The organism is Streptomyces sp. ST2-7A, from assembly GCF_021390475.1.
Classification (GTDB): Bacteria; Actinomycetota; Actinomycetes; order Streptomycetales; family Streptomycetaceae; genus Streptomyces.
The window spans coordinates 139,117-153,291 of the sequence record NZ_JAJUWS010000010.1 but is presented as its reverse complement, the minus strand read 5'-3'; the positions used below and the strand labels follow the sequence as shown (position 1 = coordinate 153,291).

Genomic DNA, 14,175 nt, shown 5'->3' with positions numbered 1-14,175 from the left:
TCCGCGACGGCACCCTCTACGAATCCCGGACACCGAAGAACATCGAACTCGCTGCATAACCCCAACAGCCCCGAACCACCCCAAACCCGACAGCAATGCCTTGACGAAAGACATAGAGGCACCCCCCGCACCGTCGTGCCCGCCGGGTGTGTCCGGCCCGCCGTACTCGTCCGTTGTACGGTGCGACCGGCGGCGCCGGGTCGGCCGGCGCGTCGCGGCACGAGGACGAGGCGGAGGACGGGCCATGGGCACGCGCACGGCGGTGGTGACCGGGGCGAGCAGCGGGATCGGGGCGGCGACCGCGCGGCGGCTGGCGGCCGAGGGGTACCGGGTGGTGCTCACCGCCCGCCGGGCCGACCGGATCGAGGAGTTGGCGGCGGAGTTGAACCGCTCCGGCGGGGAGGCCGAGGCGTATCCGCTGGACGTCACCGACCGGGCGGCGGTGGACGTCTTCGCCGAGCACCTCGGTGGGCAGTGCCGGGTGCTGGTCAACAACGCGGGCGGTGCCTTCGGCCTGGACCCGGTGGCCTCCGGCGACCCGGCGGACTGGCGGGCGATGTACGAGGTGAACGTGTTGGGCACGCTGCACCTGACCCAGGCGCTGCTGCCGGCGCTGATCGCCTCCGGCGACGGCACGGTGGTGGTGGTCACCTCCACCGCCGGGCACGCCCCCTACGAGGGCGGCGCGGGGTACGTGGCGGCCAAGCACGCCGAGCACGTGTTGGCGCGGACCCTGCGGCTGGAGATCGTGGCGGAGCCGGTGCGGGTGATCGAGATCGCGCCGGGGATGGTGCACACCGAGGAGTTCTCGCTGACCCGGTTCCGGGGCGACGCGGAGCGGGCGGGGAAGGTCTACCGGGGGGTGGCGAACCCGCTGACGGCGGAGGACGTCGCGGACACCATCGGGTGGGCGGTGACGCGGCCGTCGCACGTGAACGTGGACCTGTTGGTGGTGCGACCGAGGGCGCAGGCGTCGAACGAGAAGGTGCACCGGGAGGGCTGACCCCGCGGCGGGCGGCCCGCCCCCGGAACGGGAGCGGGTCGGGCACGACCGGCTGTCGTGCCCGACCCCTGTGGGGGTGCTCCGTTGTGGTCTGCGGGGTGCCCGTCGTTCCCCGGGGCGGGGACGGTCGGCGGGCGCCCGGTCGCCCGGGGCCGGAGCCCCGGGGAACGACGGGCCTACGGGATGGTGAGCGTCGCCGTGGCGGTGTCGCTCAGCCCGTTGCCGTCGGTGACGGTCAGGGTGATGGTCCAGGTCCCCCGGGTGTAGATCCTGCTGACGGTCGCGCCCTCGGCGCCGGTGCCGTCCCCGAGGTCCCAGCGGTAGGTGGCGATCGGGCTGTCACCGGCGGTGGAGCCGGTGCCGTTGATCGAGCACAGGTGGAAGAACAGGTAGTTGGTGCAGGTGCCGGCGATCCGGGCGGTCGGCCCCTGCTGCGCGGGGGCGCCGACGTTCACGGTCACCGACGTGGAGGCGGAGGCGCCGGTGGAGTCGGTGACGGTCAGCGTGACCGGGTACGAGCCGGCGGAGGCGTAGGTGTGCTCGGTGACGGCGCCCGTTCCGTCGGCGCCGTCACCGAGGTCCCAGGCCCAGCCGGTGATCGAACCGGTGGGGGAGGTGGAGCCGCCGCCGTCGAAGGCGCAGCTCAGGGTGGTGTCGTCACAGCTGTGCGAGATCACGGCCGTCGGCTGCCCGCCCGAACCGCCGCCGGGCACCTGGAGCAGCTTGTTCGGTGTGCCGGAGCCGGGATTGCCGATGACGCCGGGCACCGCGAGGGAGTCGAGGGTGTTCCACACCTGCGCGGGGGAGGCGCCGGGGGCGTCGGCGAGCACGAGGGCGGCGGCGCCGGCCACGTGCGGGGAGGCCATCGAGGTGCCGGAGATGGTGTTGGTGGCGCCGTCGCCGGTGTGCCAGGGGGCGGTGATGGCCTGGCCGGGGGCGAAGAGGTCGACGACCGGTCCGTAGCTGGAGGACGCGGCGCGGTTGTCGGCGTTGGTGCTCGAGGCGACCGTGATCGCCTCGGCGACCCGGGCGGGGGAGGAGTTGCCGGCGTTGTTGTTGCTGTTGCCGGCGGCGACGACGTAGGTGACGCCGGAGGCGATGGAGTCGCGCACGGCCTGGTCGAGGGCGGCGTTGGCGCCGCCGCCCAGGCTCATGTTGGCGACCGAGGGGCCGGAGGCGTTGGCGGTCACCCAGTCGATGCCGTCGATGACGCCCTGCGTGGTGCCGGAACCGGAGTTGTTCAGCACCCGCACCGAGACCAGATCCGCCTTCTTGGCGACGCCGTGGGCGGTGCCCGCGACGGTGCCGGCGACGTGCGTGCCGTGGCCGTTGCCGTCGGAGCCGTTGCCGCCGAAGGCGTCGAAGCCGAAGCTCGCCCGGCCGCCGAAGTCGGTGTGCGTGTACCGGACGCCGGTGTCGAGGATGTAGACGGTCACGCCCTCCCCGGCGTGCGCGGGGTAGGTGTAGGAGTTGTCCAGCGGCAGGGCCGGCTGGTCGATGCGGTCCAGACCCCAGGACGGCGGGTTGGGCTGCGTCTCGGTGAACAGCGAGACGGTCTCGTCCTGCACGACCTTCTCGACCAGCGGGTCGGCGGCCAGCTCCAGGGCCTGTGCCTCGGTGGCCTCGACGGCGATGCCGTTGAGGACGGCGTCCCAGGCGCTGGTGATCTCGACGCCGTAGCGGTCGGCGAGTTCACCGGCCGCCGGCGAGTCGGCCTCGATGGAGTCGTCGAGCAGGGCGATGTAGCTGCCGTCGATCGCCCCGGGCTCCCCGGCGTTCTCGATGACGGCGGTGGGGTCGGGAGCGGGGGTGGGGGCGGCGTGGGCGGGGAGTGCGATACCCGTGCCGAGCGCGAGGACGGCGATCGTGGCCGCCGCCGCGATGCCCGGCCGGTGGGGGGTGGTACGCATCACTGCCATCCGAGGGATCCTCCTCATCGGTGGTGCGTGGACCGTGCCGGCCGGTCGACGGGGTCGACCGACCGTGAAGCCGTGGGCATGTCAAGCCGGGCTCCGGCGGAAAGATTTGCCGAACAACAGGAATCCGGCAAGGGGGTGTGCCGGAACGACATCCCGATGTCACAGAAGGAAACGAGGAGTTGACGTCGAGTCGGGTGGAACCACCGGAATCCCCCGGGCTCGTCGGTGGATCCCGGGCGAATCCGGGGAAAGCGTCGGAAGGACTCCCGGGTCCTCGGCCGGGTGGTGGCGGCCCGTCGGACACGACGCCCCGACGGGTCCCTTCGGCGGTTCCGTCGAAGGGCGCGGACGGGATGTCGGGATGTCCCGATGGCGCCCCGGAGTGGTTCGGTCCCGTGTCAACTGTGCGCGGGGATTCCCCCTTCGGGGGTTCCTTCTCCGTTTTCGACATGAAGGGCGGAAACGGAATGTGAGGATCGCGATGGTTCCGCCACGGTTCGGGCGGGATCGCCCTAGCCCGATCGCGGCGGAGGGGCAGCCGGTCGAGGAGGGCGATGTGCATCTGACTCCGCACGAGCGGGAACGTCTGATGATTCACGTGGCGGCGGACGTGGCGCAGCGGCGTCGGGAGCGCGGTCTGAGGTTGAACCACCCGGAGGCGGTCGAGCTGTTGACGGCGCACGTCCTGGAGGAGGCCCGGGCGGGACGCACGGTGGCCGAGGTCATGGCCTCCGGCCGTCGGGTGTTGTGCCGCGAGGAACTCCTGGTCGTAGACCCCCGGTTCGACATCGACTCCCCCCGGCCGCGCCTGCTGGGGGAGGACCGGGAACGCGCCACGGGGGCCCTGGTCCCCCTGGCCGGCCCCGCCGTGCTGGTCACCGCCGTCGGGGCCGGTACGGCGGACCCGCGTCGACTCCTCGACCACGCCCGGGGCTTCATCGCTCCCTCATGACCCTCATGACCCTCGTGACCCCACCCCGCCCACCTCGCCCCGAGGACCGGCGGACGCCGGGTGGGGGCGGGGCGCCCCCTCGCGGCACGGACCCCCGGAAATCGCCGGTTCGGTCACCGCGTACGCGGCGTCGGAGTATGGATCCCGTCCGAGTGGGACGCCGCCGTCGGCCACGCGCCCGGGCCCGGTCCGGCGATTTCCGGGGGGCGCCCGGCGGGTGGAAGAATGCCCACCGGGTGGCGCACCGCCCCCACCACCGGGCCGTGAGACGAGTGAGGAAGTGTCCGACGTGGCCGACAGCAGCCCCGAGACCGACTGGGTGTCCCGATTCGCGGACGAGGTCATCGCCGAGGCGGAGCGTCGCGCACCCGGCAAAACCATCGTCTGCGCCTCCGGGCTCAGCCCTTCCGGGCCGATCCACCTGGGCAACCTCCGGGAGGTCATGACCCCCCACCTGGTCGCCGACGAGATCCGCCGACGCGGCCACGCGGTCGAGCACATCATCTCCTGGGACGACTACGACCGGTTCCGCAAGGTCCCGGCCGGCATCGACGGCGTCGACGCCTCCTGGGAGGAGCACATCGGCAAGCCGCTGACCGCCGTGCCCGCCCCGCCCGGCAGCCCGCACCCCAACTGGGCCGAACACTTCCGGGCGCCCATGGAGACCGCGCTGGCCGACCTCGGTGTGGAGTACCGGGGCATCAGCCAGACCGAGCGGTACACCTCCGGCGCCTACCGCGAGCAGATCGCCTTCGCGATGCGCGAGCGCGGGCGCATCGACGCGGTCCTGGACCGCTATCGCACCAAGCCCGGTGGCAGGCCGGACGCCGCGAAGGGCGGCGGCAGGGGCGGCAAGGGCGCGAAGGCGCAGGCCCCGTCGGACGCGGCCGAGCTGGCCGCGGTCGAGGGCTCCGGCGCCGCCGAGGAGGACGACGGCGGGTCCGGTGACTCCGGGTACTTCCCCTACAAGCCGTACTGCACCGTCTGCGGACGCGACCTGACCACCGTCACCGCCTACGACGACGCCGGCCGCGACCTCGCCTACACCTGCGCCTGCGGCCACGGCGAGACCGTCAACCTCCACACCTTCGACGGCGGCAAGCTGGTCTGGAAGGTCGACTGGCCGATGCGCTGGGTGTACGAGGGCGTCGTCTTCGAACCCTCCGGCGTGGACCACCAGTCGCCCGGTTCCTCCTGGGTGGTCGGCGGGCAGTTGGTCACCGAGATCTTCGACGGCGAACAGCCCATCGGCCCGATGTACGCCTTCGTCGGCATCACCGGCATGGCGAAGATGTCCAGCTCCAAGGGCGGGGTGCCGACCCCGGCCGAGGCCCTGGAGATCATGGAGGTGCCGCTGCTGCGCTGGTTGTACGCGCGGCGCCGGCCCAACCAGTCCTTCAAGGTCGCCTTCGACCAGGAGATCCAGCGGCTGTACGACGAGTGGGACGCGCTGGGCCGCAAGCTCGACGAGGGCCGTGCCCAGCCCGGTGACATCGCCGCCCACCGTCGAGCCGTCTCCACCGCCGGCGGCGACCTGCCGGTCACCCCCCGCCCGGTCGCCTACCGCACCCTGGCCTCACTGGTGGACATCACCACCGGCCACGAGGAGCAGCTCGCCCGCATCCTGCGCGACCTGGACCCCGAGCGGCCGATCACCGACACCGACGAGGTCCGCCCCCGGCTGGACCGCGCCGCCCACTGGGTCGCCACCCGCCTGCCGGACGACCAGCGCACCCGCCTGCGCGCCGAGCCGGACGCGGAACTCCTCGCCGGCCTCGACGACGCGGAGCGCGAGGAACTGCGGCTCCTGGTGGAGGGCCTGGACACCCACTGGTCGCCCGAGGGGCTGACCACCCTGGTGTACGGCATCCCCAAGGTGATGGCCGGGGTGGACCCGGAGGCCAAGCCGACGCCGGAACTGAAGCTCGCGCAGCGGCAGTTCTTCGTCCTGGTGTACCGGCTGCTGGTGGGCCGGGACACCGGCCCCCGGTTGCCCACGCTGTTGCTGGCGGCCGGCGCCGACCGGGTCCGCGCTCTCGTCGGAGGCTGACGCCGGGCCGGCGTCGGTCCCCGACCGGCGCCGGCCCGGTGGGTGTCGGCGGTGCGGGGCCCGCGCCGCCGACACCGGCGTGCCCGCCGGGTGGGCGGGGCCGTGACGTCGCTCGGCGCGCGGGTGGTCGGGACCGGCGTCCCGGCGTCACGTCCGCCGGGCGGGACCCGCGGCGGCGCCAGGGCTTCCGGAGCGGGGGTTCACACACCGCGCGGCCGGTGGGGGCACGTTCGCGCGTTCCCCACCGGCCGTGCGGTGTTGTCGGGTGTCGGTCGGTCCGGGCCGGTCAGACGCCGGTGCCCATCTCGCTGCGGTGACGCCGCTTCATGTCCGCCAGCCGGGGCCGCAGGTACCCCTCGGTCAGCAACCCGCCGTCCGAGTTCCGGACGCCGTGGTTGTCGTGCAGGTGACGGGAGAACTGCCGGGCGTTGGGGTAGTCCCCCTGCGCCATGACGTACGTGCCGAAGAAGTCGTAGAAGGCCGCCTCCTCCGACTTCCCGGCGGGCAGTCCGATCGGGAGTTCCGGCACGGTCATCGGTTCGGGCTGCCGCTCGGCGGGGTCCGGCGGCGGGGGCTGCCGGACGGTGGTGACCGGGACGGGTTCGTGGTCCTGCTCCCGGGCCCGGTGCTCGCCGTGTTCGTGGGGGGCGTCGTCACCCCGGGGGTCGCCGGGGTCGAACGACTCGACCGTGTCGACGGCCGGCCCCAGCGTCCGACGGCGGTTGGGCCCCACCGGGACCGTCACCCGGGCCTCACCCGGCGCGGCGGCCTCGGCGGCGTGCACCGGTCGGGCGGCGCGCCGGCCGTGGCGGGGTCCGGCGGCGGGCGCCGGCTCCGGGGCCGGACCGACCGTCGGTTCGGGGGCGGCGGCGGTCCGGGACCCGGCCCGCGCGGGGTCGTGCTCGTGAGGGGTCGGGTCGTGGAAGGCCGGGGAGGGGAGCGGTGTCTCCGGCGGTGCCGTCCCGGTGAGCGGCGCGGATCCGGGGGGCGGGTCGTCGGCTCCTCCCGTCCCCGCGGTCCCGTCGGTCCCGCCGTGTGTCCGGCGCGCGGGCACGGGCGCGAGCCGATCGGCCGTCATCCCGGCCGTCACGGCGGCGGGTTCGCCGGCCCGGACGGGAAGCGACGTCTCGCCGGCCAACGGCCGGTGAACCATTTCGGTGGCCTCGCCCAACGGAACGCCCAGGTGGGCCAGTTTGAGGGGCAGCCGGGCCACCACCGGGGCCCGTCGCCGCCAGGCCCGGCCGTACCGGGCGCGCAACTGTGCCCGGTACACCAGCCGCTCCCGTTCCAGTTCGATGACCTGTTCATAGGAGCGCAACTCCCACAGCTTCATCCGCCGCCACAGGCGGAAGGTCGGCAGCGGCGCCAGGAACCAGCGCCAGAACCGCACCCCTTCCATGTGCTTGTCGGCGGTGATGTCGGTGATGCGGCCGATGGCGTGCCGGGCGGCCTCGACGGTGATGATGAAGAGCACCGGGATGATGGCGTGCATTCCGACGGCCAGCGGATCGCCCCAGGCGGCGGCGCCGTTGAACGCCACCGTGGCGGCCGTCAGCAGCCAGGCGGTCTGGCGCAGCAGGGGGAAGGGGATGCGCAGCCAGGTCAGCAGCAGGTCCAGGGCGAGCATGACGACGATGCCCGCGTCGATGCCGATCGGGAAGAACGGCGCGAACTCCCCGAATCCCTTGCGCTCCGCCAGGTCGCGCACGGCGGCGTAGGAGCCGACGAACCCGATCGTCGCGATGACCACGGCGCCGGCCAGCACGATGCCCACCAGCAGACGGTGGGAGCGTGTCAACGTGATCGCGGCCACCCGCGAGCCCCTTCCCTGAATGCGACAGGTGTTCCCATCGGGGGCCCAGCCTGGCACACCCCGGGGTGCCGTGGACGCCGAGGAGCCGGGTTTTCCGATCCGTGACGGCGGGTCCCGGGCCCTCCCCTCCCGGCACGAGGACCGTCCGCCGATGCCGTGGAGACCCCACCGACCTCTGACGCGACGCCCCTGACCGGGGCTTACCCGGTCTCGCTCGGTTCGGCCGGGACGGGTGACGGGGCGTCGGGTCGGGGCGGCGCGCCGACACCCCGGGGAAGTTCGGCGGACGCCTCGGAATCATCGACCCCGCCGGGATCCCCTCCACGGATTCCGGCGGACATCCCGACCGCGCTCCCCGAAAGCGGTCGGAAACCGGCCGCATCTCCCGGGACCGTGGTCGGGAGTCGTCCGGGCGGTCGCCCGGGAGGACCATCGGAGGACCCGACGGAAGGACCCGCCCCTCGTGACCGCCATTCCCCGGGCCGTTGCCCGCCTCTCGGCCACCGTGTGGTCCGACCCGCCACGTCCCGCCGGGGCCCCCTCGGAGGGATTCCCGTGCGGGGAAGGCGCGGCGGCATGAGCCCCGGGAACGTCCTCGACACCCGGGCGCTCAACCGAGCCACGCTCGCCCGCCAACTCCTCCTCGACCGCGCCGACCTCCCCGTCCTCGACGCCGTCGCGCACCTGTGCGGATCGCAGGCGCAGGAGCCGCAGGAACCCTTCATCGGGCTGTGGTCCCGGCTGCGGGCCTTCGACCCCGACGCGCTCGGCGACCTGCTGATCCGGCGCCGGGTGGTGCGAACCCACCTCATGCGCCGCACCGTGCACCTCCTCGCCGCCGAGGACGTCCTGGCCTGGCGCGCCCGCCACGACGCCATGCTGCGTCAACGGGCCCGGGGTGCCTACCGTCGCGAACTCGACGGCGTGGACCCCGACGAATTGGCGGCGGCGGGCCGGGAGGTGATGGCCGACGGTGAACCCCGCTCGATGGCCGAACTCGCCCGGGCGGTCGCGGAGCGGTGGCCGACACCGCCGCCCCGCGCGCTCGGCGAGATGCTGGTCGCCGCCCTCATCCCGATGGCACAGCTGCCGCCGCGCGGGCTGTGGCGCGCCCGGGCGGGGGTGCGCAACCTCCCGCTCGCCACCTGGCTGGGCCGCGACATCGACCCACCGGCCCCGGAGGGCACCGACCCCGTCGGCGGCGCACTGGCCCGGCGCTACCTGGCCGCCTTCGGCCCCGCCGCCACGGCCGATCTGCGCGCCTGGAGCGGCCTGGCCGGACTGCCGGCGGCGGTGGCGGCGATCCGGGACGAACTGGTCTCCTTCCGGGACGAACGCGGCCGGGAACTGTGGGACCTGCCCGACGCCCCGCGTCCCGACCCCGACACCCCGGCCCCGACGCGGTTCCTGCCGGCCTTCGACAACGCGATCCTCGGCTACGACGACCGCACCCGGATCATCGACGACGCCCACCGGGGGCTGTCGGTTGCCGGGGCCCGGGTGGTGCTGGTCGACGGCCGGGTCTCCGCGACCTGGACCGCCGAGCGGGACGGCGAGGGGCGTGACGGGCCCGGGACCGTGACCGTCACCCCGCTGCGCCGGCTCACCCGGGCCGAGCACGCCGAGGTCACCGGGGAGGGGCGGGCGTTGGCCGCTTTCCTCTCCGACGGGGCCGGCGACCGGGTGCGGGTCGCCGCCTCGCCGGCCTGAGCCGGCCCGGGCCGGGGAACGGCGAGGAGCCCGGTCCCCCGTTCGGCGAACGGGGGACCGGGCTCCCGGGAGAGGCGTCGGGCTCAGCCCTCGACATCCTCCGGGTCCTCGTCCCCCTCGTCCCCGGCGTCATCGTCGGCGTCCCCGGCGTCCCCGGCGTCCGCGCCCTCGTCCTCGTCCTCGGCGGTGGGGGCGTTCGCCTCGATCGCCGCCACCGCCTCGCGCGCCGCCCGCTCGGCGGCCTCGGTGATCTCCTCCGCGGAGGGCGGCTCGTCCCCGTCGAAGTCGATGCCCGTCAGGTCCACGGTCACCACCACGTTGGCAATCCGGACCACCACCCGCTGCTGGCGGGAGGCACGGGTCTCGTCGTCGCCGGTGGTGGTGTCCACGGCGAAGGAGAACGAGCGGGCCTCGTCACCCCAACCGTCACCCTCGCCCGGCTCGCCGCCGGAGACATCCTCCAGGCCCTCGTCGTCCTCCACCTCCGCCGCCCGGTCGGCCAGGTAGCGGGTGGCGCGCTCCTCGCCGCCGCCCAGCGACGGGTCGGAGTCGAAGCGCCGCAGGGACACCGACAGGCTGCGGAAGTCGTACTCGTCGATACCGCTCCACAGGCAGGTGGCGTTGGCGGCGGTGTCCGGGGACTCCAACTCCTCGCCGGCCGTGTCGGAGGCACCCGGCACCACCTCCTCGACGGTCTCCTCGTCCAGGGTCCGGCAGGGGTTGGGCAGGCCGGTGAAGCGCACGGGCTCCGGGATCGCCTCGGAGGTGGGCACCGCCTCGGGCGCGCCGGCTCCCGGCTCGTCGTCGGAGGAGGAGCAGGCGGTCAGCAGCAGGGCCGGCACGAGTGCGCAGGCGAGCAGGCGGCCCGCCCGGCCGGCGGTGGCAACGTGGGGGTCCATGGTTCCTCGGTGTCCTCGTCCGTGTGACCCCGATGCCCGGGGTCTCCCGTCGGGGAGACACGGTACGCCCCGCCGGCGGTTCCCCGGACGGCCCGTCGACCCGTGTCCCGGCGACGTGCCCGGACTCACTCCTCGAAACGGACCGCGAGACGCCTGGCCAACTCCACGGTGAGGTCACGGGCTTCCGGGTCGCGGGGCAGGGCGCCGCCCGGACCGAAATCCTCCGCACGGGTGACGGTGACGATGGCGTTGGACGTGCGGAAGGTCACCACGATCTCGCGCAGACCGCCGTCGGCGTCGGAGGTGAGGCGGTCGTCGAGCCAGGACTCCTCGCCGGTGTTCTCCACGACGCGGGGGCTGTCGCCGTCGCCGTTCGTGCCGTCCTCACCGTCGTCCGTCCCCGCTTCGCCGACCTCCCCGTCCGCGTCGCCGGCACCGGTTTCGGCGTCACTCTCGTCGGAGTCGGAGTCGGTCCCCTCCTCCGACTCCGGGGTGTCGGCCCCGTCGGTCTCCGTCGCATCGGCGTCGGGGGCGTCGTCGGTCTCCTCGCCGTCCCCGTCCCCATCCGTGTCCTCTGCGTCCGCTTCCGGGGAGGGGGAGCCGTCGGGCCCCTCCTGTCCGGGGTCCGCGTCGCCCTCCACCCCGTCGGGCCCTTCCGCATCCTCCGGGTCCGCCCGCAGGTCCAGGCCGGCGGCCTCGGCGGCCGCGGCGAAGTCCCGCTCGGCCTGCTCCTCGTCACTGACCTCGGGGTCGTAGGAGACCACCCGCAGGAAGTCCACCCTCAGACGGTGGGTGCCCTGTTCGCCCCGGACCTCCCAGACGCAGCCCACCCGGCGGGCGGTGTTGAACGTCGCCTCCGGGACGCCGGTCAGCTCCTCCTCGGTGGCCCCGGGCAGCAACGCGGCCAGCAGTTCCCCGTCCACGGCGGCGCAGGGCTCGGGGAGGGTGGAGTGCCGGCCGGCGGAGGCGGTGGGGCCGGAGCCGTTGCCCGTGCGGTTCCCGGTCTCCTCGCCGAGGTCGGAGGAGCAGGAGAGCAGGGTCACGAGCAGGATGCCGGGCAGCGCGGCCCCCGCGATGAACGCCATGCGCCGCACGTCGTGCCCTCCTCCCGGCCGCACACCGGCCGTCCGAACCGGCCGCCGGCGGGCGGCACGCGGTCCGGAGTCTTCCCGTGGTCGTGGTTGTGGTCGTGGTCGCCGGGCACGGACACGCCGTGCCCCGGCAGGCGGTGAAGTCTACTGGTCCGAACCGTCCCACCGCCGTCGGTACCGGGAGGGCCCGGAGACATCGGTGGTGTGACGGGCCGGCACGTCCGGGAGCCGGGACGGCGCGCACCGGACGGGGCGGGGCCGCGGGAAGTCGTGGGGCGGACGGTCCACCCGCTCGGGTGGTGCGGGGGTGCCGCACGAGGAGTGGAGGGCGGGGTGGGTCGCCGGGGTCGGGCCGACGGGGGTGTGACATCGCGCACATCGCCCCGTGCGCGCGGGTGTGAGGGCTCGGGCCGGGAACGGGCCCGGGGCGGACTCGACCGGTGCGCGCGGACGCCGTCGGGGCGCCCACCGGCCCGGACGGACAGGAGCCCGATCAGGGCCAGACGAGGCAGTACGGCTGGTGGCCGGCCTCGTGGAGGCGGTGGCTGAAGTCCTGCCACTCGTGCAGCAACCGGTAGATGTCGAAGGCGTCGCCGGGGCCGTTGCGGTCGGGAACGGTGGACCAGATGAAGGCCGCCGCGCCGATGGACTCCTCACCGACGTTCCGCAACGGGTCCACGACCGTGGTCGGCAGCTTGACCACCGCGTAGTCGGGGTGCAGGACCACCAACTCCAGCGGCGGGACCCGGTGCAGCGGTATGCCGTTCAGGCCGGTGAGGACCATGGCGGCCATGGTCTCCGGCTTGATGCGGGTGAACATGCCCTGGCCGAGTTCGTCCCCGCCCAGCTCCTCGGGACGCATCGTCGTCGGGACCCGGGCGGCGGTCGCGCCGTCGGGTGCGCCGAAGTACTTGTACGTCACCCCCATGCGGGCCATGCGCCCCCCGCTCTCCGCCTCGGGAGCCAGCGGCTCGGCACGCCTCGGCTCGGGTTCACCGGACTCCGACCGCCTGCGGTGCCGACCGCGGGCACGCGAACGCGGGGGCACGTCGGGCCCCGTGTCCCCGGTGCCCTCGCCCGGTCCGCCACCGCGATGCATGTCACCACCCGATTGTTCGCGACCCCCGCCGCGCCGACCCGATCATCGTTCCAGGCTTCCCCAATCGCGGGGTGGTGAAAACGCCGTTGCGCGATGCCGGACAAGCCTCTGTCACCATGGATCGTGTGACCTACTCCTACGATGCCCCAGTTTCGCAGACACTCTTCGACCGCGCTGCCCTTGTCACCCCCGGCGGGGTGAACTCTCCGGTGCGGGCCTTCCGCGCCGTGGGTGGTACGCCCCGTTTCATGGTGTCCGGTACCGGTCCGTACCTCACGGACGCCGACGGCCGGGAGTACGTGGACCTCGTGTGCTCGTGGGGGCCGATGATCCTGGGCCACGCCCACCCCGAGGTGACCGCCGCGGTGCGGGCCGCCGTGGCCCGGGGCACCTCCTTCGGTACCCCCGGCGAGGGCGAGGTCGCCCTCGCCGAGGAGATCGTCGACCGCATCGAGCCGGTGGAACAGGTGCGCCTGGTGTCCTCCGGCACCGAGGCGACCATGTCCGCGATCCGCCTGGCCCGCGGCTTCACCGGCCGGGCGCGGGTGATCAAGTTCGCCGGCTGCTACCACGGCCACGTGGACGCGCTGCTGGCCGCCGCCGGCTCCGGCGTCGCCACCCTCGGCCTGCCCGACACCCCCGGTGTGACCGGCGCCCAGGCGGGCGAGACGGTCGTGCTGCCCTACAACGACCTCGATGCCGTCCGCGCCGCCTTCGAGGCGGATCCCGAGGGGATCGCCTGCGTCATCACCGAGGCGGCGGCGGGCAACATGGGCGTGGTCCCGCCCGTGGAGGGGTTCAACGCCGGCCTGCGGGAGCTGTGCGACCGCCACGGCGCGCTGCTCATCTCCGACGAGGTCATGACCGGCTTCCGCGCCTCGCGCGAGGGCTGGTACGGCATCGACCGGGTCCGGCCGGACCTGATGACCTTCGGCAAGGTGATGGGCGGCGGCTTCCCGGCCGCAGCCTTCGGCGGGCGCGCCGACGTCATGGCGAAACTCGCCCCCGCCGGCCCCGTCTACCAGGCGGGCACCCTCTCGGGGAACCCGGTGGCCACCGCCGCCGGCCTGGCCCAGCTGCGCCTGCTGGACGTCGGCGCGTACGCGAGGCTGGACGCGATCTCCCGGGAACTGCGCGAGATGGTCGACGCGGTGCTCACCAAGGAGGGCGTCGCCCACCGCGTCCAGAGCGCGGGGACCATGTTCTCGGTCTTCTTCACCGACCGCGAGGTGCGGAACTACGACGACGCCCGCGCCCAGGAGTCCTTCCGCTTCACCGCCTTCTTCCACGCCATGCTCGAGCGCGGCGTGTACCTGCCGCCGTCCGCGTTCGAGGCGTGGTTCGTCTCCACCGCGCACGACGCCGTGGCGCTGGAGCGGATCGCGGACGCGCTGCCCGACGCGGCCCGCGCGGCGGCCCGGGCCACCGCCCCGTCCGACTGAGGCGGACCTCCCGCCGTCGGCGCCGGTCGGCCCGAACCCTCGGCCGGCGCCTCCGCCCGCCGCCGATCCGGGGTGGTCGGCCGACCCGGACCGGTCCACCATCCCGGTCCCCGACCTCGTTCGCCGCCGCCTCCGTCCGCCGATCCCGTCCGGTAGCCCCCTTCGGCCGGCCGGCCGGCCGATCCGGTCCACCGACC

Annotated in this window: 9 protein-coding genes and 1 pseudogene; 5 read left to right on the top strand and 5 right to left on the bottom strand. The window is 74.3% G+C overall.

Annotated elements, in window-relative coordinates; all coding sequences use genetic code 11:
• Positions 1-244 precede the first annotated feature (244 nt).
• On the top strand, positions 245-1,003 hold the full coding sequence (locus LZF96_RS09020) for an SDR family NAD(P)-dependent oxidoreductase (protein WP_233868344.1): 759 nt from the start codon (positions 245-247) through the stop codon (positions 1,001-1,003).
• 176 nt (positions 1,004-1,179) lie between these two features.
• On the opposite strand, the gene LZF96_RS09015 is transcribed toward LZF96_RS09020, so the two are convergent.
• The gene (locus tag LZF96_RS09015; RefSeq protein WP_233868340.1) at positions 1,180-2,922 is read right to left on the bottom strand and encodes a S8 family serine peptidase; all 1,743 of its coding nucleotides are present in this window, start codon (positions 2,920-2,922) and stop codon (positions 1,180-1,182) included.
• A 556-nt stretch (positions 2,923-3,478) separates the two neighbouring features.
• On the opposite strand from LZF96_RS09015, the pseudogene ureA reads away from it, so the two are divergent.
• Together ureA and lysS are read left to right on the top strand one after the other, a co-directional pair.
• Positions 3,479-3,688 (top strand): annotated as a pseudogene (ureA, locus tag LZF96_RS09010) (urease subunit gamma); the annotation flags it as partial.
• A gap of 475 nt (positions 3,689-4,163) precedes the next feature.
• A complete protein-coding gene (lysS, locus tag LZF96_RS09005; protein ID WP_233868337.1) occupies positions 4,164-5,924 on the top strand; it encodes a lysine--tRNA ligase in 1,761 nt (586 codons plus the stop codon).
• Positions 5,925-6,210: 286 nt separating this feature from the next.
• Here lysS and LZF96_RS09000 read toward each other — a convergent pair whose 3' ends face one another.
• Positions 6,211-7,737 carry a DUF2637 domain-containing protein gene (locus LZF96_RS09000; RefSeq protein ID WP_233868334.1) on the bottom strand — a complete coding sequence of 509 codons (1,527 nt, stop codon included), beginning with the start codon at positions 7,735-7,737 and terminating at the stop codon, positions 6,211-6,213.
• A 576-nt stretch (positions 7,738-8,313) separates the two neighbouring features.
• Between LZF96_RS09000 and LZF96_RS08995 the strand changes: the two genes are divergently transcribed.
• Complete coding sequence (locus LZF96_RS08995) at positions 8,314-9,447, top strand: winged helix DNA-binding domain-containing protein (protein ID WP_233868331.1); 1,134 nt, start codon at positions 8,314-8,316, stop codon at positions 9,445-9,447.
• An 83-nt stretch (positions 9,448-9,530) separates the two neighbouring features.
• Here LZF96_RS08995 and LZF96_RS08990 read toward each other — a convergent pair whose 3' ends face one another.
• The 3 genes from LZF96_RS08990 to LZF96_RS08980 all read right to left on the bottom strand — a co-directional run bounded on the left by LZF96_RS08990 (position 9,531) and on the right by LZF96_RS08980 (position 12,536).
• A complete protein-coding gene (locus LZF96_RS08990; RefSeq protein ID WP_233868328.1) occupies positions 9,531-10,346 on the bottom strand; it encodes a hypothetical protein in 816 nt (271 codons plus the stop codon).
• A gap of 125 nt (positions 10,347-10,471) precedes the next feature.
• Positions 10,472-11,440: a hypothetical protein gene (locus LZF96_RS08985; RefSeq protein WP_233868324.1), complete on the bottom strand. Its 969-nt coding sequence runs from the start codon at positions 11,438-11,440 to the stop codon at positions 10,472-10,474.
• 490 nt (positions 11,441-11,930) lie between these two features.
• Positions 11,931-12,536: a hypothetical protein gene (locus LZF96_RS08980; RefSeq protein WP_233868321.1), complete on the bottom strand. Its 606-nt coding sequence runs from the start codon at positions 12,534-12,536 to the stop codon at positions 11,931-11,933.
• 116 nt (positions 12,537-12,652) lie between these two features.
• Here LZF96_RS08980 and hemL point away from each other — a divergent pair, with 116 nt between their 5' ends.
• On the top strand, positions 12,653-13,978 hold the full coding sequence (gene hemL / locus LZF96_RS08975; RefSeq protein WP_233868318.1) for a glutamate-1-semialdehyde 2,1-aminomutase: 1,326 nt from the start codon (positions 12,653-12,655) through the stop codon (positions 13,976-13,978).
• Positions 13,979-14,175: the final 197 nt, after the last annotated feature.